At 67.4% G+C, this 18,263-nt stretch carries 14 protein-coding genes; 7 read left to right on the top strand and 7 right to left on the bottom strand.

All coding sequences use genetic code 11. From position 1 onward, the window contains the following. Window positions 1-19: 19 nt before the first annotated feature. From lspA to ACLMAL_RS09245, 3 genes are read left to right on the top strand one after another with little or no spacing between them, the layout of a single operon-like run. Entirely contained in the window at window positions 20-742 is a 723-nt protein-coding gene (gene lspA, locus ACLMAL_RS09255; protein WP_411998717.1) for a signal peptidase II, read from the top strand. After that, on the top strand, window positions 739-1,665 hold the full coding sequence (locus tag ACLMAL_RS09250; RefSeq protein WP_411998681.1) for an RluA family pseudouridine synthase: 927 nt from the start codon (window positions 739-741) through the stop codon (window positions 1,663-1,665). The genes lspA and ACLMAL_RS09250 overlap by 4 nt, the downstream gene beginning before the upstream one ends. Continuing rightward, entirely contained in the window at window positions 1,658-2,335 is a 678-nt protein-coding gene (locus tag ACLMAL_RS09245) for a hypothetical protein (protein ID WP_411998680.1), read from the top strand. Before ACLMAL_RS09250 ends, ACLMAL_RS09245 begins: the two co-directional genes overlap by 8 nt. Window positions 2,336-2,403: 68 nt before the next feature. Here the strand turns inward: ACLMAL_RS09245 and ACLMAL_RS09240 are convergent, their stop codons facing one another. Beyond that, window positions 2,404-3,222 carry a PhzF family phenazine biosynthesis protein gene (locus ACLMAL_RS09240; protein ID WP_328411439.1) on the bottom strand — a complete coding sequence of 273 codons (819 nt, stop codon included), beginning with the start codon at window positions 3,220-3,222 and terminating at the stop codon, window positions 2,404-2,406. Window positions 3,223-3,284: 62 nt separating this feature from the next. After that, on the bottom strand, window positions 3,285-5,723 hold the full coding sequence (locus ACLMAL_RS09235) for an HAD-IC family P-type ATPase (RefSeq protein WP_411998679.1): 2,439 nt from the start codon (window positions 5,721-5,723) through the stop codon (window positions 3,285-3,287). Window positions 5,724-5,756: 33 nt separating this feature from the next. On the opposite strand from ACLMAL_RS09235, the gene rarD reads away from it, so the two are divergent. Continuing rightward, complete coding sequence (rarD, locus tag ACLMAL_RS09230) at window positions 5,757-6,689, top strand: EamA family transporter RarD (protein ID WP_411998678.1); 933 nt, start codon at window positions 5,757-5,759, stop codon at window positions 6,687-6,689. A gap of 144 nt (window positions 6,690-6,833) precedes the next feature. On the opposite strand, the gene ACLMAL_RS09225 is transcribed toward rarD, so the two are convergent. The 3 genes from ACLMAL_RS09225 to ACLMAL_RS09215 form a co-directional block, all read right to left on the bottom strand. Then, window positions 6,834-10,100 (bottom strand): arabinosyltransferase domain-containing protein, encoded by a 3,267-nt coding sequence (locus ACLMAL_RS09225; protein ID WP_411998677.1) that lies wholly within the window; start codon window positions 10,098-10,100, stop codon window positions 6,834-6,836. 91 nt (window positions 10,101-10,191) lie between these two features. Next, window positions 10,192-10,698, bottom strand: coding sequence for a hypothetical protein (locus ACLMAL_RS09220; RefSeq protein WP_411998676.1), 507 nt, complete (start codon window positions 10,696-10,698; stop codon window positions 10,192-10,194). Between the two features lie 88 nt (window positions 10,699-10,786). Next, window positions 10,787-12,130 (bottom strand): DNA polymerase IV, encoded by a 1,344-nt coding sequence (locus ACLMAL_RS09215; RefSeq protein ID WP_411998716.1) that lies wholly within the window; start codon window positions 12,128-12,130, stop codon window positions 10,787-10,789. A gap of 360 nt (window positions 12,131-12,490) precedes the next feature. Here ACLMAL_RS09215 and ACLMAL_RS09210 point away from each other — a divergent pair, with 360 nt between their 5' ends. The 3 genes from ACLMAL_RS09210 to ACLMAL_RS09200 all read left to right on the top strand — a co-directional run bounded on the left by ACLMAL_RS09210 (window position 12,491) and on the right by ACLMAL_RS09200 (window position 13,791). Next, a complete protein-coding gene (locus ACLMAL_RS09210; RefSeq protein ID WP_411998675.1) occupies window positions 12,491-13,366 on the top strand; it encodes a UTP--glucose-1-phosphate uridylyltransferase in 876 nt (291 codons plus the stop codon). A 105-nt stretch (window positions 13,367-13,471) separates the two neighbouring features. After that, on the top strand, window positions 13,472-13,594 hold the full coding sequence (locus ACLMAL_RS09205) for a hypothetical protein (protein ID WP_411998674.1): 123 nt from the start codon (window positions 13,472-13,474) through the stop codon (window positions 13,592-13,594). Next, complete coding sequence (locus tag ACLMAL_RS09200; RefSeq protein WP_411998673.1) at window positions 13,591-13,791, top strand: hypothetical protein; 201 nt, start codon at window positions 13,591-13,593, stop codon at window positions 13,789-13,791. The genes ACLMAL_RS09205 and ACLMAL_RS09200 overlap by 4 nt, the downstream gene beginning before the upstream one ends. A 43-nt stretch (window positions 13,792-13,834) precedes the next feature. On the opposite strand, the gene ACLMAL_RS09195 is transcribed toward ACLMAL_RS09200, so the two are convergent. Next, window positions 13,835-14,371, bottom strand: a complete 537-nt coding sequence (locus tag ACLMAL_RS09195; protein WP_411998672.1) for an NlpC/P60 family protein — start codon at window positions 14,369-14,371, stop codon at window positions 13,835-13,837. A 402-nt stretch (window positions 14,372-14,773) separates the two neighbouring features. Next, window positions 14,774-17,974 carry an isoleucine--tRNA ligase gene (ileS, locus tag ACLMAL_RS09190; RefSeq protein ID WP_411998671.1) on the bottom strand — a complete coding sequence of 1,067 codons (3,201 nt, stop codon included), beginning with the start codon at window positions 17,972-17,974 and terminating at the stop codon, window positions 14,774-14,776. Window positions 17,975-18,263: the final 289 nt, after the last annotated feature.

Raw genomic sequence — 18,263 nt, 5'->3', positions numbered from 1 at the left:
CATGCTTGCTCGAGAGATGATGGTCGTCGTGAGTGACGACCGGCCGACCGAGAAAGACCCCACTGGCGACAGCGCGCAGGTGGCTCGAAAGGGCACTGCCGACCAGGCGGCGCCACCGACAGAACCAACGCCATCGACTCCCGAGCTATCGACCGAGGCTGCGGCGGCCGCACCGTTGCGGCTGCGGACCCTGCTGATCATCGCGGCGGTGCTGCTCGGGCTGGATCTGCTCACCAAGACGATCGCGGTCGCCCAGCTGGAACCCGGCGAGCCGGTGTCGATCATCGGCGATTTCGCCCGTCTGTCGCTGGTGCGCAATCCGGGCGCGGCGTTCTCCATGGCCACCGGCATGACCTGGTTGCTGACGCTGGTCGCTGCGTGCGTGGTGATCGGGGTGATCCGCATCGGGCGCACGCTGCGCTCGCTGTGGTGGGCGATCGGGCTCGGCATGGTGCTCGGCGGCGCGCTCGGCAACCTGGTCGACCGAGTATTCCGGGCACCGGGCCCGCTGCAGGGGCACGTGGTCGATTTCGTCGCGATCGGCTGGTGGCCGGTCTTCAATGTGGCCGATTCCGCGATCGTGTGCGGCGCCATCCTGCTGGTGGTGCTGACGGTGTTCGGGTTCGAACCCGACGGCAGTCGGACCGGACGCGGTGGCGACACCGCGACCGAAGGGGACGTGCCGGACGGCAGCGATTCCGAGAGCAAGCCGAAGAACACCGGACAGGAGAACGCGGCATGAGGGAAACCAGAACCATGCCGGTGCCCGACGGGCTCGACGGTATGCGCGTCGATGCGGGGCTCTCACGGCTGCTCGGCCTGTCGCGCACCGCGGTGGCCGCGATGGCCGAGGAGGGCTCCGTGCAGCTCGACGGTATCGCCGCGGGCAAGTCCGATCGACTCGTCGGCGGCGCCTGGCTGGAGGTCGAGTTCCCGGAACCGAAGCGGGAATTGACGATCGAGGCCGAAGCCGTGGAGGGCCTGACCATTCTGTACGCCGACGACGACATCGTCGCGGTGGACAAGCCGGTCGGCGTCGCCGCCCATCCCGGGGTCGGCTGGCACGGGCCGACGGTCGTCGGCGGACTCGCCGCGGCCGGTTACCGCATCTCCACTTCCGGCGCACACGAACGCCAGGGCATTGTGCACCGGCTCGACGTCGGCACCTCCGGGGTAATGCTGGTCGCGCAATCCGAGCGGGCATACACGGTGCTCAAGCGCGCCTTCAAGCAGCGCACCATCGACAAGCGGTATCACGCCCTTGTGCAGGGACATCCGGATCCGAGCAGCGGCACCATCGACGCCCCCATCGGCAGGGCCCGCGGCAACGACTGGAAATTCGCGGTCACCGCCGACGGCCGCCCGAGCATCACCCACTACGACACTGTCGAGGCGTTCCAAGCGGCCAGCCTGCTCGACATCCACCTGGAAACCGGCCGTACCCACCAGATCCGGGTGCACTTCTCCGCGATCCGGCACCCTTGCTGCGGTGACCTGACCTACGGTGCCGACCCGCGCCTCGCCGAACGCCTCGGCCTGGAACGCCAGTGGCTGCATGCCCGCGCGCTCGGCTTCAATCACCCCGCCGACGGCCGGTATCTGGAGATCACCAGCGAGTACCCGGCGGACTTGAAGAACGCGCTCGACATCCTGCGCAATGCCTGACCCCGACTCTCGGTTCCACCCCTGGCGCGCTCTCGCCGTCGCCGCGGCGGCCGTCGGCTTGGTCGCGGTCATGGCGGTGCTCGGCGCGCTGCGGCCGCCGGTTCCCTCCGGCGTCGCCACCGATCGGCTCGGCCCCGAACGGGGCGAGCCGGTCGCGGAATACCTTGCCCGCGCCCATGACTCGCTCACGGGCACGGATACCGACGAGCACTGGGCCCTGGTGTCGTTCACCGAAACACTGACCCCCGAACAGATTCCGGCCCACAGCGGCGGACTCCGCATCGCCCAGGTGATCCATCAGGTCCAGATTTCCCGCGTCCACGCCCCGATGGTCGCCGTCGCGGTCCCGGCGGGTGACGCGGTGGCCGTCGCTTCGGCCGACAACGCGGCCTGGCAGCTGCTCGCGCCACTGGTCTCCGACGAACGCTCCGCCCACCTTGTCGCGCTCTCGGCGGCCCGACTCCGTGCACACTGCGCATGCACCGTCGGCCTCGTCGTCCGCGGCCGACTCCCCCACCTCCGAGACCTTTCCGTCCAGAATGGAATCCGCGCCGTCCAGGCCCTCCCGCCGGACGCCGTATCCGGCAGCTTCGCCGTTGTCCCGCTGCTGCCCGACCAGCACGATGTAGTGCTGCCCGGCCCGGACGACGGCCCGCTCCCCGATCGATGACAACGACGCAGCGCCGGCGGCGGCCGGTGCCTGCTGAAGCGTCTACGCAACCAGGGATCTCATGCCGCTCAGTCCGGTATCGTCACCACGCCGTCGAGGTACCGGCGGCAACGGCCGATGAGCAGCACACGGTTGCCGACGAGCTCGCAGCGCATGCTGCCGCCGCGATGGGATAGTTGGCGGGCGGTGAGCTCGGTGCGGCCGAGTTCGCGGGTCCACAGCGGAACCAGCTGGGCGTGTGCCGATCCGGTGACCGGGTCCTCGATCACTCCGAGATCCGGTCCGAAGACCCGGGACACGATATCGGAGGACTCACCGCGGGCGGTGATGACCGCGTCGAATGCCAGGGGCGGGAAGGCCGCGAAGTTCGGATGGGCGTCGCGCACTTCCTGTTCGGAGCCGAGGACGATCACCTCGTCGAATCCGGTGAACGCGCGCACCGGGCGCACACCGAGTGCGTCGATCAGCACTGGATCGGGCTCTATCTCCCTGGATTCGAGCGCGGGCAGATCGAGCACGTATTCGTCATCGTCGGTCCGGTCGACATGTAGCCAGCCACTGCGAGTGAAGAAGCTCACCCGGTCTTCACCGGGGTGGATGTCTTCGAGAACCTGAGCCGCCGCTGCCATGGTGGCGTGGCCGCACATGTTCACTTCGAGGGTGGGGGTGAACCAGCGCAGGTGGAATACGGGCCACTCCCCCGGTCGCGCGCCGGCGTCCGGGGGTAACTGCGCAGTGTAGAAGGCAGTTTCGGCGAGGTTGTTCTCCTCGGCCAGATTTTGCAGCAGCGCATCCGGCAGCCACGCCGACAGCGGCATGACCGCGGCTGGGTTGCCCGAGAACGGTGCGTCAGCGAACGCGTCGATCTGGTGCAGCAGTACCTCCATATTCGAAAGGTACTCCAACACCGAATACTCGCCTCGCACAAGGTATCTCGCGGCGCGGCGAGTCAGATGTCCAGTTGTCGGGCGCCGCCGCTGGGGGTGGCAGGAAGCAGTTGGCCCCGCTGTCCCTGCAGTGCCGCACTGATCCACCAGGCGGCTTCGACGAGCGCGATACCGATGGCGCCACAGATGATTGCCGCGGTGGTGAGCCGGATGTTCGAGGGGTCGAGCTTGAAGAAGTGGCGGGTGAACGGAACGGTGAACAGGAACAGGTACGCCACCACCGACGACGTGATGAGCACGATCTTCCACCACACGTACGGCCGCGCCACGATGGCCAGCACCCACACCGCGATCATGATGAGCGTGATCAGCGCCGTGGTGCCCGCCTGCTCCTTCTGCTGCTCGCTCGCATGCGGTCCGGCATAGGCAATCAGGTAGGACACGAAGGTCGCGATGCCGATCACCACGCCGGAGGGAATGGCCAGTCGCAGCACCCGAGGGACGAAGCCAGTGCGGGCCCGCTCGTTGTTCGGCGCCAGCGACAGAATGAACGCCGGGATACCGATGGTGAACCAGGCCGCGATCGTGACGTGCCGGGGCAGGAACGGATACGGGATCGGCGCATAGTCGAAGATCTGCGAACCCACCCCGGCGAGCCCGACGAGAAAGGCGAGCAACACCGCGTACACGGTCTTGGTGAGGAACAGGTTCGACACCCGCTCGATGTTGCCGATGACCCGACGACCCTCGCCCACCACGTACGGCAGCGTCGCAAATTTATTGTCCAGCAACACGATCTGCGCGACCGCGCGAGTCGCGGGGCTACCCGCCCCCATCGCGACGCCGATATCGGAATCCTTCAGCGCGAGCACGTCGTTCACGCCGTCACCGGTCATGGCGACGGTGTGACCGCGAGACTGCAAGGCGCCCACCATGGCTCGCTTCTGGTCTGGACGCACCCGGCCGAAAGTGGTTTCGCGTTCCAGGATGTCGGCGAGCTCGTCGCGGCCATCGGGCAATTCGCGGGCATCAACCGCGTGGTCGCCGCCGGGGAGGTCGAGCGAGGAGGCCACCGCGCCCACCGACACCGCGTTGTCGCCGGAGATCACCTTGATCGAGACGTCCTGGCCGGCAAAGTATTCGAGCGTCTCGCGAGCGTCGGGCCGGATCTTCTGTTCGAGCACCACAAGCGCGGCGGGTGTCACAACGCCCGGAGCGTCGGGAGCGTCGACGGCGCGGTCGCTGCGTGCCAGCAGCAGGATCCGCAGGCCGGAGGAGCCGAGCTCCTCGGCGACCCTGGCATCGTCGGATGTCGGGTCGAGCAGCACATCCGGAGCGCCGAGCAGCCAGTCGCCGTGTTCGCCGTAGGAGTACCCGCTCCACTTCTTCGCCGAGGAGAACGGGGCGACCGCGGTGTGCTGCCAGCCGGGACCGTCGGGCAGTTCTTCGCCGATCGCCTGCACGCTCGCGTTCGGGCGCGGATCGTCGGCGGCCAGGGCGGCCAGCGCCTTGCGCACCTCGGCGTCGTCGGCGTCGTCGAGCACCTTGATGTCCGACAGCCGCATCCCGTTCTCGGTCAGCGTGCCGGTCTTGTCGGCGCACACCACATCCACCCTGGCCAGACCCTCGATCGCAGGCAGCTCCTGCACCAGGCACTTGCGCCGACCGAGCCGGACCACGCCGACCGCGAAGGCGACCGAGGTCATCAGCACCAGGCCCTCCGGCACCATCGGCACCAGTGCCGCGACCATGCCGCTGACCGCGGGCCGCCAACTCTCCTTACTGGAGAACAGCTGGTTGTACACGCTCAGCAGCCCCGCGGGGATCAGCAGATAGGTGATGACCTTCAGAATCGTGTCGATGCCGCTGCGCAGCTCGGATTTCACCAGGGTGAACTTGCTCGCCTCCTCGGCCAGCTTCGCCGCATAGGCGTCGCGACCGACCTTGGTCGCACGGTAGGCACCGCTGCCGGACACCACGTAGCTGCCCGACATCACCTGCGCGCCGATCCTCTTGTCCACCGGGTCCGCTTCACCGGTGAGCAGCGATTCGTCGACCTCGAGCTGCGCGGACTCCTCGACTGTGCCGTCGACCACGATCTGGTCGCCGGGCCCGAGCTCGATCAGATCGTCCAGCACCACCTCGCGCGGCGCGAGTTCCAACGACTTGCCGTCGCGACGCACCGCCGGTTTGGCCTGGCTGACGATGGCCAACTGGTCCAGGGTCCGCTTGGCGCGGATCTCCTGGATGATGCCGACCGCGCTGTTGGCGACGATCAGCAGGCCGAACATGCCGTCGATGATCGACCCGGTGGCCAGGATCAGGATGAACAGCACACCGAGAATGGCGTTGATCCTGGTGAAGACGTTGGCCCTGACGATCTCGCGCACCGATCGGCTGGCCCGGTCCGGGACGTCGTTGGTCAGCCCGTCGATGCGACGTTGCGCGACCTGCGCCGTGGTCAGTCCGGTGGCGCCCGTTGCCTGCACGGTTATCGACATGACCGCAAGGCTACCGAGAACTACGGTCGTAGCGTGCAGCGAAGCAGGTCGGTCCCAGGTGTTGTGTTCGGCGCAGCCGCGTTTCTCATCTGGGGCCTGTTCCCCGCCTTCTTCGGGCTGCTCGGGTTTGCCGGTCCGGCCGAGGTGGTCGCACAGCGGATCCTGTGGACGCTGATCCTGGTCGTCGGCGTGCTCGTGGTCAACGGCCGGCTACGCGAGATGCGCGGGATCGACGCGAAGACCTGGCGGCTGGCCGCGGTGGCCTCGACAGCGCTGTCGCTCAACTGGGGTGTGTACGTGTACGGGGTCACCTCGGGGCACGTGGTGGAGTGCGCGCTCGGCTACTTCATCAACCCGCTGGTGACTGTGGCATTCGGCGTGCTCATCTTCCGGGAGCGGCTGGCCCGGGCACAGTGGGCCGCGCTCGGTCTCGGCGCGCTCGCGGTCGCGGTGCTGACCGTCGACTACGGCAGGCCGCCGATCATCGCGCTCGCGCTGGCCTGTTCGTTCGCGATCTACGGATTGGTGAAGAAGGTGATCGCGCTCGACGCGCTGCGCGGCATCGCCGCCGAGGGCCTGGTCGCCGCGCCGTTCGCGCTCGCGTTCGTCGTCGTGCTGATGGTGTCGGGTCGCAGCGAATTCGGTTCCGGTGCGGGCCATACCGCGCTGATGGTGTCCACCGGTCCGGTCACCCTCGTTCCGCTCCTGTTGTTCGCCGTTGCCGCGCAGCGCGTTCCGCTGTCCACCATGGGGCTGCTCCAGTACCTCACTCCGGCTCTCCAGATGGCCTGGGGCGTCGCCGTCGCCCACGAACACATGCCGGCATCCCGCTGGGCCGGTTTCGCGCTGATCTGGGCGGCCCTGGCCATTTTCACCACCGATGCACTGCGCCGCGCCCGCAACGGCAGGCGAAATCCGAAGGCCGGCGCCATGACGCCCGAACCGACCCACACACCCGATGCGTAGCGCAGCTATCCGACAGTCATTCACACACCGGTGAAGCGCCTTCCGCCGGCAATCTCCTCACATTGCGGTCTCGGCCACAGCAGCCGGCAAGCGCGCTCCATCAACTACGCGTACCTTCCGGTCGATTCTTGGCGTCTGGAGTGCTCAATAGTCGGTGATGATGTGCCCGGGGGTCCAGAGTCCGAAGTGGTCTTGTTCGGTGATCGTGGGCCGTGCCGGGTCCGCGCTCGCATCGATCCTGCTGAACTGCTGGAGTTCGCCCCAGTCACGACGCCAGTCGTTGTTCAGGTAGGTGGCCAGGCTGCGCGAGCGCAGCAGCATGTCGGTCCAGCCGAGGGGGCCGCCGCCGTCGTGGCTCTGCCACAGGCTGGTGATTTCGGCGCCGGGGCGGTCGGGCAGGATGCGGTAGGCCGGGATTTCGGCAATGCCGTTGTGGTGGTCATAGGGGCGCTGGTTCGGGAACTGAAGTCCGACCATCCAATCGGTCAGCACGGGGGCCTTCGAGCCGACGACCTCGGCGAGCGTCTTGGTCTGCGGCACCCGCGGCGGGGTCAGCGCCAGCCACTGTTTCGGGTTGCGGTCGCGATCGACAGCGACAATCCGGATCACGTCGGCGCGATCCGGGATCTCGGTGAACGGCACCCGCAAGTTCCGCCACGACGGCGCGGGACCGATATCGATCGGGGTGACCCGGCCCATGGATTGCGCGGTCGTCGCGGAATCGGTGGCGCCGTACTCGATTTCGAGCAATTGCCCCGGCGTGACGATGCCGTCGGCATCGACGGACCTGATTCGCCCTGCCGCGCTCAGCGCGATGATGCTCTCGCGATCGTCGGGGTCGGGCAGGCGATACCAGCCGGTGGTCAGGTCGGCGGGCCCGGCGTCGCCGGAGCGATAGGTGCCCAGCATCGGCGTGGTGGCCGGGTCGAGACCGAACGGCAGGGTGGCGCTTGCGGTTCCCGCGGTGTTCTCGGTGGCCGACTTGCTGCTGAGTGCGTCCGCGATACTGCCGGAGGAGCTCGCTTCATCGTCGGGGCGTAGGTCCTCGGCAACCCCGCTGCCGCTGAATCCGGTTCCGCTGCCCGACAACGTGCTGATCGCGTCGCCGATCAGCGGCCGCAGCATGCCCGCGTTCGGGTCGGTCTCGACCAACACCTGGCCCGCCAGGCCCGACGTATCCCCAGACACCGCAGCGATATTCGAGCGCGCCAGCGAGAACGCCGGATACTGGGCGAGGGCCGCCTTGGCGAACGAGCCGATGTCCCAGACCACCAGCAGCGCCAGCGCGATGGTCAGCGGCGGGAGCAACGAAACACGCCGGCCGAATCGCGAAATCTGGTGCGGCGTACCAGGTTCCGGAGCATGGATGTGCCACCACGCGGACCCGACGAGCAGCAGGACCGTGGCGACGAGGAACAACTTGTTGAGCCCGAATCCGGCGACGACGGGCGGCTTGTCCCACCACGGAATGCCGTAAGACGAGACGTACCACCACTTGTTGGGGCCGGAGAACACCAGCGCGAGCACGAATGCGATCAACGCGGCGAACAGGGCACGGTTGCGCGGCGCACGCAGCACCCGCGGGCCGACCGCCATGGCCGTGACCATCGCGACGGCTCCGGCCACCCCCGCGTACACGCCGAAATGATGAGTCCACTTGGTGGGCGTGACCATGACAAGAAGCAGCGCGCCGACGGTGACACCGAGAATGCGCCGCGTCGGGCCCGCCGCGGTCTGCGGAATCCGACCGCCCTTGCGCAGCACCATGAGCACGCACACGGCCAGTCCGACGAACATCGCGAAGACGCCGATCCTGCGGCCGACCGAACCGTCGGTCTCGCCTTGAAACAGGTACTGATAGCGCAGATAGTCGTCGAACCACTGCACATCCGGGCCGACGATGTGATGCACGCGCTTCATCTCGAACATCGCCGCGAGCGGCTGATCGGCGAACATCACCGCCAGCGCGACGGCCCCTGCCGCAAGCAGCGGTGCGAGCAAGATCGCGTACTCGATAACCCGCTCGCGCACCGAACGCTGATTACCGATGCGGGCCATGATGATTCGCGCAACCGGTCGCAACCCCGCAAGCAACGCGGCGATACAAATGACGCCGGAAGGCCCTGCCGTGCAACTGAATGCCGCGACCAGGATCGCCAGCCCGGCGGGCAGCAACCGCCGAGTCCCGATGGCACGCTCGACAAGACACCAGGTGAGCAGCAGCCCGAGTGCCACCGGCGGTTCGGGGCGCAGGCCGTTGTCGTAGGCCAACCAGATGGTCAGAAAGCCGAGCGCCCCGGTCCACATCGCGATCCGGTTGTGCCGCACCGCAACTCCGAGCCGGGGTGCCGCCTCACGGCTGAGCAGCAGCCACATCGACACGCCACAGAGCAAGGCGGGCAGCCGCACCCACGGGCTTGCGGTGCTCACCTCGGTCATGAGCCGGATCAAGTCGTAATACGGTGTCCCGACCGGATTTTCGGGCACTCCGAAGTACGCGAAGTAGTTGGCCATGTAGCCCGCGACACCGGACGCACGCGCCATGCCGAACTGGTATCCGTCGTCGGAGGTGGTGGAACCGATGAAGTACCACAGCACCATCGTTCCGAGCACCACGCCGTCGAGCAGGGAGAACGTCCACCAGCGCTGCGGAAGGACCTGCCGACTGCGCCTGCCGTCACGGCGATCGAGCCGGTACAGCGCGACCAGCGAAACAAGGGTGCACAGCACGGCGAGCCAGATCGCCGCTCGCTTGATCGGAGTGGGGGTCGAGGAGAATCTGGTGTCGAGCGCCGCGGTGACACGGGCACCGTCGGCACTGGCCAGATCGCTGAAGATGCCGACCAGCTGCGGTCGATAGTCGCCGTTGAGCACGACAGGGAAGCCGGGCGCTTCGAATCCCACCAGGGTGGCGGTGGCGCTGGTGGTGTCGGCATGTACGGTGAGCTCGCAACCAGGGATCAGTTCGTCGACCGGAACGCTGAGCAGCGCCTGGTTTCGCAGCACAACGTCGAGTCGAGCGGCGGTGTCGCCGCGGGGCGGCTGCACCCGCGCGACGAACCCGTACCGCTCGAGATTAGGCGCTCCTGTCGGTCCGGTGGCAGCGAGCACCCCACCTTTCGCGCTGAGCTGGTTGATCGCCGTGCAGGGCAGGGTGGCATCGAAAGTCAGTGGCGCATAGGAGACCAGCGGGGCTTCGATGCTGCGTGCGGATCCGGCTTGCGGCCAGGTCAGCGTCGCTGCGTCCACGCGAACCGGCAGCAATGGCACGGCGACCGCGAACAGCGCGCCGAGCAAACCAGCAATCAGTGCGAGGGGCCCGGCCCATCCCCCGCGTCTATTCGGTTGTGCCGTCCCGGATTCGGATGCCTCGACGGGCGGCTGCCCCGCCCACACCATCGTGTCAGCCACGGTGCCCGATAGTAGCGGAATAGTTTGCCTGCGAAACGTGTTGCCTGCGCGACCGACCCCCGAGCGGAGCGGGGGCCGACCGCCCGAAGAACTAGCTGGTGCAGGCCACCGACTGCTGGCCGAGGTTGCTCAGCATGGTGCAGGCCCAGGTCTTCTGGACCTTCCACTTGCCGTCTTCGGCGACGAAGGGCACGTCGACGATATTGGTCTGGCCGTTGAGGGTGAAGTTCGCCTTGGCGTTGACGCTGTCGCCGAAGGGGGTCACCTCGGTGACGGCGACCTGGATGTTGGCGCTCTTGGCGGCCTCGGCAAGACGGTTGGGCAGCTCCGGGTCGGCCTGCGCGCCCTGGACCATGTCGAGCTTCTCGGCATTCGGGATCGACGGATCCAGCGCCTTCTGCAGTGCCGTGTTCAGCTCCGACACGGTCGGGACCGGCGGCAGGTTCGGGCTCGCCGACGCCGCAGCCTTGGCGCTGGTCGTAGTGCGGGCCGGCTTGGCGGTGTCCTTGTTGTCGTCGCCACCACAAGCGGTCATGCTCAGCGTGGCGGCGATGGCCAGGCCGGCGATCGCGATGCGTCCAGTCTTACGAAGCTTCAACTGCTCGTCCTTTACGTTCGAGTAGGTACGGGTCGACACACAGCGTCCAACCGAACGGCAACGCTGCACGAGTATCACAGGCTACCGGTCAGCGGAGACTGCCTAGTGGATCAGCCCGGGACAAACTGATGTCGTCGGCAGCGAACGTACGCGCCGGGCCGGGCCCTGTCGAGCTGGTCTCGAACCGGACGGTGACCACACCCAGTCCCGCGCCCTGCACCCAGCCGTGTCCGAATTCGGGATGCGCCACGTCCATACCCGGATACCACTGGGTTGCCCGCCGCGCCGTCGAATCGGCTTGCGGCGCCTCGGAATCCGACCTGACGGCGGGCGCGGGCGCCCATTCGGGCTCCTCGGTGCGCTCCTCGACAGGCGATTGATCCAGTTCGGGGAACAGCGATTCCTGCCGCACCGTCGAGAGCCCACCGAAGCTCACGCCGACCAATCGGATCGGGCCGAGCTCGGCAGGATCGATCGCGGAGCGCTGCGCGGCGGTGCACAGGGTGGCCAGGTCGGCCGTGGCATAAGGCAGGGTGAACGATCTCGTCACGATGCTCATGTCGGATTTCTTGAGCTTCAGCACCACCGTGCGGGCAGCGCGGCCGTCCTTGCCGAGCCTGGTGTGGGCGGCGCCGGCCATCGCCTCGATCGCGGGCCGCAGCTGGGCGAGGGTGACAATGTCGCTCTCGTAAGTGGTTTCGGCGCTGATCTGTTTGGCTTCGGCGCGTTCGGCCACCGGACGGTCGTCGATGCCGCGGGCCAGCCGGTGCAGCGCCGCACCGATACTGCCGCCGAGAATCGATACCGCCTCCGCCTCCGGCAGCGCCGCGAACGCGCCGACGGTCTCGATTCCGAGCGAGCGCAGCCTGCTCTCGGCGACCGGCCCTATCCCCCACAGTTTGCGCACCGGAAGACCGGCGAGCAGCTGCTGTTGTTCCTCCGGCGAAACCACTCGGATGCCATCGGGTTTGGCCAGACCGGAGGCAATTTTGGCCAGCTGCTTCCCGGTTCCGGCGCCGACCGAGGCGACCAGTCCGGTCCGCTCGCGGACCAGCGCCCGCAGTTGCTCGCAGAATTCGTGCACCTGCTGCGCGCTCGCTCCTGCCAGTTCGGCGGGCTCGCCGAACGCCTCGTCGAACGACAGCGTCTCCAGCACCGGGATCCGGCTGCGCAACGCGTCGAACACCTGCGCGCTCAGCATGCTGTAGACCGGGCCGCGCGGCGGCACCACCACCGCGGCGACGCCGACCAGCCGCCGGGCCTGATGCATCGGCATCGCCGAGCGCGCACCGTACACCCGCGCCTCGTAACTCGCTCCCGCCACGACACCGCGCCCGCCGGTGCCGCCCACCAGAACGGGACGCCCGCGTAGCGTCGGACGGGTCAGTTGCTCGACCGAAGCGAAGAAGGCGTCCATATCGATGTGCAGCACCCACCGGCGGGCCGTGCGGCCGGTGGCATACGCCGCGACACCTGCCGCTTTTCCACCCGTCGCGCCCACGTCGCCACCTGTCGCGCCTGCGGCGATGGTGGTGTCGTCGGTGCTCACGACCCGAAATCTACGCCGCCCTACCGACAGATCCGGCATGCACGGATCTGGGCGGTCACTGTCGGGTTGCTATAGGTATCAGGTAACGGCCGCCCTGCCGCGTGACCGCGGCGCAGCGATCCCGCGAACTGCCCGTGACCTGCCCTGATCCGGCCCAACGCCCGATGGATCCGCATCCGACTGCCCAACCATTACTTGCCGGGATCGGGCTTTTCGGCCACACCGATATGTGATGATCGGTTCATGAAGATCCGCAAGGCCGTGATCCCGGCCGCCGGAATCGGCTCCCGACTCCTCCCGCTGACCAAGGCCATCCCCAAAGAGATGCTGCCCGTCGGCGACAAGCCGGTCATCGAGCACACAGTCCGCGAGCTGGTCGCGTCGGGTATCACCGACATCACCATCGTCGTCAGCAGCGGAAAGTCGTTGATTCAAGACCACTTCCGCCCCAACCCGGCATTGGTCGCGCAGCTGCGCGCGGACGGCAAGACCGCCTACGCCGACGCCGTCGAAGAGGTCGGTGAACTCTCCCGGCTCGGCCACATCACCTACCTCGACCAGCACGGCCCTTACGGCAACGGCACCCCGGTCCTGAACGCGGCCCGCAATGCCGGCGACGAGCCGATGCTGGTGCTGTGGCCCGACGACGTCTTCGTCGCCGAGGTGCCGCGTGCCCAGCAGCTCATCGACGCCTACGAGGCCACCGGCTCCCCAGTGCTCGCACTGATGCCGATGGACCCGGCCGAATCCCAGCGTTACGGCGTACCGGTGGTCGCCGACGACCAGGGCAACGGCCTGCTGCGCATCACCGGCCTGATGGAGAAGCCCAAGCCGGAGGACGCGCCCTCCGACTTCGCCGCGATCGGCGGCTACGTGGTCACCCCCGGCATTATCGATGAGCTGCGTAGGCAGACCGAACGCTGGTATCAGCACCGTGCGGGCGAGGTCTACCTGACCGATGCCATCAACGTGCACGCCGCAGAGAACCCGGTCTTCGGCCAGGTCATCCGCGGCCGCTGGTACGACACCGGCAACCCCGCCGACTACCTGGTCGCCCAATTCGCCTCGGCCCTCGCCCATCCCGAATACGGACCGAGGCTGCGCACGCTCTTCGACTGACGGCGCGCAGCCACCCCGCCAAAGCGGCTCCGACCGGCACCCGATCCGGCTGCCTCCCGTCGGCGACCAGCCGCGCCGGGTTCGTAAAACCTTGCCTCACAACGAATGCGGACACCGGAAACCGCGGCGCAACCGGCGCCGGCGACGAACGCCGCACCGCTGGCGGTGCGGCGTTCTCAGCCCGTGCGGGTGGCGCTGTCCAGCATCGCCGCCATGACCGACCCTTGATCACGGGTGGCGGCGAGCTGACCACCTACCGTCCCGGTCCGCCGATGATGGCGCTGTCGCTCGGACCGCACGCCGGCGTGGCATTTACCCCGCGCACCGACCGGCTCGGAGCGGAAGCGACTGTACAGGCGAAGAGTTCGACGCTGCGGACGTCGTTCTACGAGGAGCTGTTCGGCCTGACGGCACGCTTGGGGTAGCCAGATCGCCGCCGGTCGGCCGCGACCCGAGGCAGCACCGGTTTCAGAAGCGGCGGATGGTGAAGATGTCGAACTCGCCGAGCGGGTGCAGACCGACGGGCACGCCCCAATCGTGGGCGTCGAGGATCTGCCCGAAGCCGGCGTAGATGCCGACATGGGAGGCGTCGTCGTTGAGGATGACGACGTCACCCGGCGAGAGCGCGGCGAACGGGACCGCAGACCCAACCCTGGCCTGCTCCCAGGTGGTGCGCGGCAGCTTGACCCCGACCTGACGGAAGGCCCACTGGACCAGGCCCGAGCAGTCCCAGGTGAAGGGTCCCGTCGCACCCCATTCGTAGGGCTTGCCGACCTGCGTCGCGGCCGCGGTCAACGCGCCGAGTCCAGCGGTACTCGGCAGCGGCAGCATTGCGGAGCCGCTGGAACTGCCCGAGGCCGACCCGGAACTGCCCGAACCCGACCCGGAACCTCCCGAACCCGATGCGCTCCCCGAATCACCGCGCACCGGTCCGGCCAGTAGGAAGGTCACGACCGTGGACACCAGAAACCCGATGGCTATCCGGCGCAATGGTTTTCTCGTCACGTGCTCGCCCCTTCCGTCGACCCGGCTACCGCACGGCACCGGCCTCGTCGATGGGGGTGGAGCCGCGCATAACAGCACCTGCGCCAGACGCGAATATGGCGTCGGCACAAGGTATTTCAGGTGGATCAGTACAGCACGAACAGTCACTGCCGCCACAGGAGTACCGTTACGCACCAGCGGCAACATTGTTGATTGTGCCGGGCCTTCCAAGATCGCGACAAGCATTCCAGCAAATCTTCAGCATGTGATCTTGATCACAATTACCACGGTCGGGTGAGGTCTTCGCGAGGAGCGAGGCCACGAGCCGAGCATCGGCCTTCCCATCCCACGCACCGAGAACGCCTACAAAAACGCGGGGCGGGACCGAATCGGTCCCGCCCCGCGCTGTCGATCGAATACCGGTCAGACCTTGGCGATGGACACCCGCACGCCGCCGACGATGTCGGCGGCATCCGCGCCCGGGTCACCGAAAGTCAGCTCGGTGGCCAAGATTTCACCGGCGATGAGGTCGCGATGGGTCTGCGCCCAGGCCGCCTGCTCGGCGGGCACCCCGAGGACCACCGTAATGCGGTCGGAAACATCCAGCCCGGCGGACTTTCGGGTCTCCTGCAGATCGCGGATCACATCGCGGGCCCAGCCCTCCGCCTCCAACTCCTCGGTCACCACCGAATTCAGCACCACCAGCCCGGCATTGCCCGGCAGCGCCGCGGTGGACTCGGGCTCGGCGGCAACCAGGCGCTGGGTGTACTCCTCTGGCAGCAGCTGGATGCCCGCCGCCGTGACAACGCCGTCGGGATCCTCGGACCACTCGCCCGCCTTGACCGCCTTGATCACCGTCTGCACGTCCTTGCCGAGGCGCGGACCCGCGGCACGGGCATTGACGACCAGCTCGAACCGGCCGTGTACGGCGACGTCGGTGGTCAGATCGACCTTCTTGACGTTCACCTCGTCGGCGATGATGTCGGCGTACGGGCGCAGTCGGTCGGCGTCGGGCGCGGCGATGGTCGCCTCGGCCAGCGGCAGCCGCACTCGCAGGTTCTGGGCCTTGCGCAGGCTCAGCACTGTCGAGCAGACCACGCGGACCTCGTCCATCGCGGCGACCAGCTGCGGATCCTGCGGCAGCTCACCCTCCTCGGGCCAATCGGCCAGATGCACCGACTGCTCGCCGGTCAGGCCGCGCCAGATCACCTCGGAGATCAACGGCAGCAGCGGTGCGGCCAGCCGGGTAACCACCTCCAGCACCGTGTGCAGGGTGTCGACGGCGTCGCGGTCCTCGCTCCAGAACCGCGAACGCGACCGGCGCACATACCAATTGGTGAGCGCGTCGGCGAACGAGCGCAGCTCGTCGCAGGCGCCCGCGATGTCGTACCCCTCCAGCGCCTCGGTCATCACATCCCTGGTAGCGGCCAGCTTGGCCAGGATGTAGCGATCGAGCACATTCGTAGAGTCGGTGCGCCAGGTGCCCGGCCGGGATGCGTAGAGCTGCAGGAAGGTCCACGCATTCCACAGCGGGCGCAGCGCATGGCTGACGCCTTCGCGGATGCCGCGCTCGGTGACGATCAGGTTGCCGCCGCGCAGGATCGGCGAGCTCATCAGGAACCAGCGCATCGCATCGGAGCCGTCCCGGTCGAACACCTCGTTCACATCCGGGTAGTTGCCCTTGGACTTGCTCATCTTCAGCCCGTCATCACCGAGCACGATGCCGTGCGCAGCAACGGTTTTGAAGGCGGGGCTGTCGAAGAGCGCGGTCGAGAGCACGTGCAGCGTGTAGAACCAGCCGCGGGTCTGCCCGTTGTACTCGACAATGAAATCACCAGGGAAGTGGCCGTCGAACCACTCCTTGTTCTCGAACGGGTAGTGCACCTGGGCATACGGCATCGAGCCCGATTCGAACCAGCAGTCCAGCACCTCCGGCACCCGCCGCATGGTCGACCTGCCGGTCGGATCGTCGGGGTTGGGCCTGGTCAGATCGTCGATCATCGGCCGGTGCAGGTCGGTCGGGCGCACGCCGAAATCGCGCTCCAGCTCATCGAGCGAGCCGTAGACGTCGGTGCGCGGATAGGCCGGATCGTCGGACACCCACACCGGGATCGGGCTGCCCCAGTAGCGATTGCGGCTGATGTTCCAGTCCCGCGCACCCTCCAGCCACTTGCCGAACTGGCCGTCGCGGATGTGCTCGGGCACCCAGGTGATCTGCTTGTTCAGCTCCACCATCCGGTCGCGGAACGTGGTGACCGCAACGAACCAGGACGGCACCGCCATGTAGATCAGCGGCTGGCCCGACCGCCAGCTGTGCGGGTAGGAGTGCTCGATCGTCTCGTGCCGCAACAGCTTTCCTGCGGCCTTGAGGTCCTTGATGATCACCGGGTTGGCGTCGAAGACCATCAGACCCTCATACGGCGGCACCATCGAGGTGAACTTGCCGCCCGGATCCAGCGGCTGCACCAGCTCGATGCCGTTGGCGGTGGCGACATCCATATCCTCCTCACCGAAAGCGGGAGCGAGATGGACGATTCCGGTACCGGAGTCGGTGGTCACGTAGTCGGCGGTCAGCACCCGGTGAGCGCGCGGGTGACCGACGAAGAAATCGAACGGTGGCTCGTAGGACAGATCGGCCAGCGCGGCGCCGTCGTACTCCGCGAGCACCTCCGGCTCCTCGCCGAACTCGCGGGCGTAATGCGAGACCCGTTCGGCGGCCAGCACATACCGCTTGCCGTCGGACGCGCGCACCTGCACGTAGCGCACATCGGGGTGCACCGCGATGGCCAGGTTGGAGGGCAGGGTCCACGGCGTGGTGGTCCAGATCAGCGCGTTGGCGCCGTCGAGCGCGTGCAGTGGGTGCTCGGCGGGCACGCGCAGCACCATGTCGACGGTAACGGCCGGATCCTGACGCATCTTGTAGGCGTCGTCGAGCCGGGTCTCCTGATTGGACAGTGGAGTCTGCTCGTACCAGCTGTAGGGCAGCACCCGGAAGCCCTGATAGATGAGGCCCTTCTCGTACAGCGACTTGAACGCCCACATCACCGACTCCATGAAGTCGAGATCCAGTGTCTTGTAGTCGTTGTCGAAGTCGACCCAGCGCGCCTGACGCGTCACGTAATCGCGCCATTCACCGGTGTAGCGCAGTACCGAAGATTTACAGGCGGCGTTGAATTCCGCCAGCCCCATCGCATCGATCTGTGATTTGTCCGTGATACCGAGCTGCTTTTCCGCCTCGATTTCCGCGGGCAATCCGTGGCAGTCCCAACCGAATCGCCGATCGACGCGCTTACCGCGCATCGTCTGGAAACGCGGAACGAGATCCTTCACATAGCCGGTGAGCAAATGCCCGTAATGCGGCAGACCGTTGGCAAACGGCGGGCCGTCATAGAAGACGAACTCCCCGGCGGGAGCGACGGGCCCGGAGGAGGCAGCCTGCGTAACCACGGAGGACTCCGCGGCCGCCAATGACACTGCACCCGAACGGTTTTCGATGCTGGCGCGGAAGGTGTCATCGGCCGACCAAGCGTCGAGGACACGTCGCTCCAGGTCAGGGAAGGACGCCCCGGTGCCTGCGCCGAGGTCGACGCGTGGGTATGCGCTACTGGAAGTGTCGTCCGCCATCGCGGATGCCGTCTCCTCGTGCCGCCGCGCCGTAGGCGCGTATGTGTCAGCACGGGGACGATTCCGGCGCCGGTTGCGCCGATACCGCGGTACCACCCCGCTTGTCCAGCGGCAACTGCGCCGGACCTCTCGTTGCAAGCTGTGACGGGCTCACCCGTTCGGTTCTACTGAGCGTGCCGAGTGTTCGCTCGTGCCGCCGTTCTTCCGAAGACTCCCCGGTGATGGCCGGATCAACGCCGCATATGTTTGATTCTAGCCACTGTGGTCAAACCAGTTCTGGTGGCCCGAC

It is taken from the genome of Nocardia sp. CWNU-33, from assembly GCF_046764895.1.
GTDB lineage: Bacteria > Actinomycetota > Actinomycetes > Mycobacteriales > Mycobacteriaceae > Nocardia.
The sequence above is the reverse complement of the archived record's forward strand: the minus strand, read 5'-3'. Positions and strand labels throughout refer to the sequence as shown.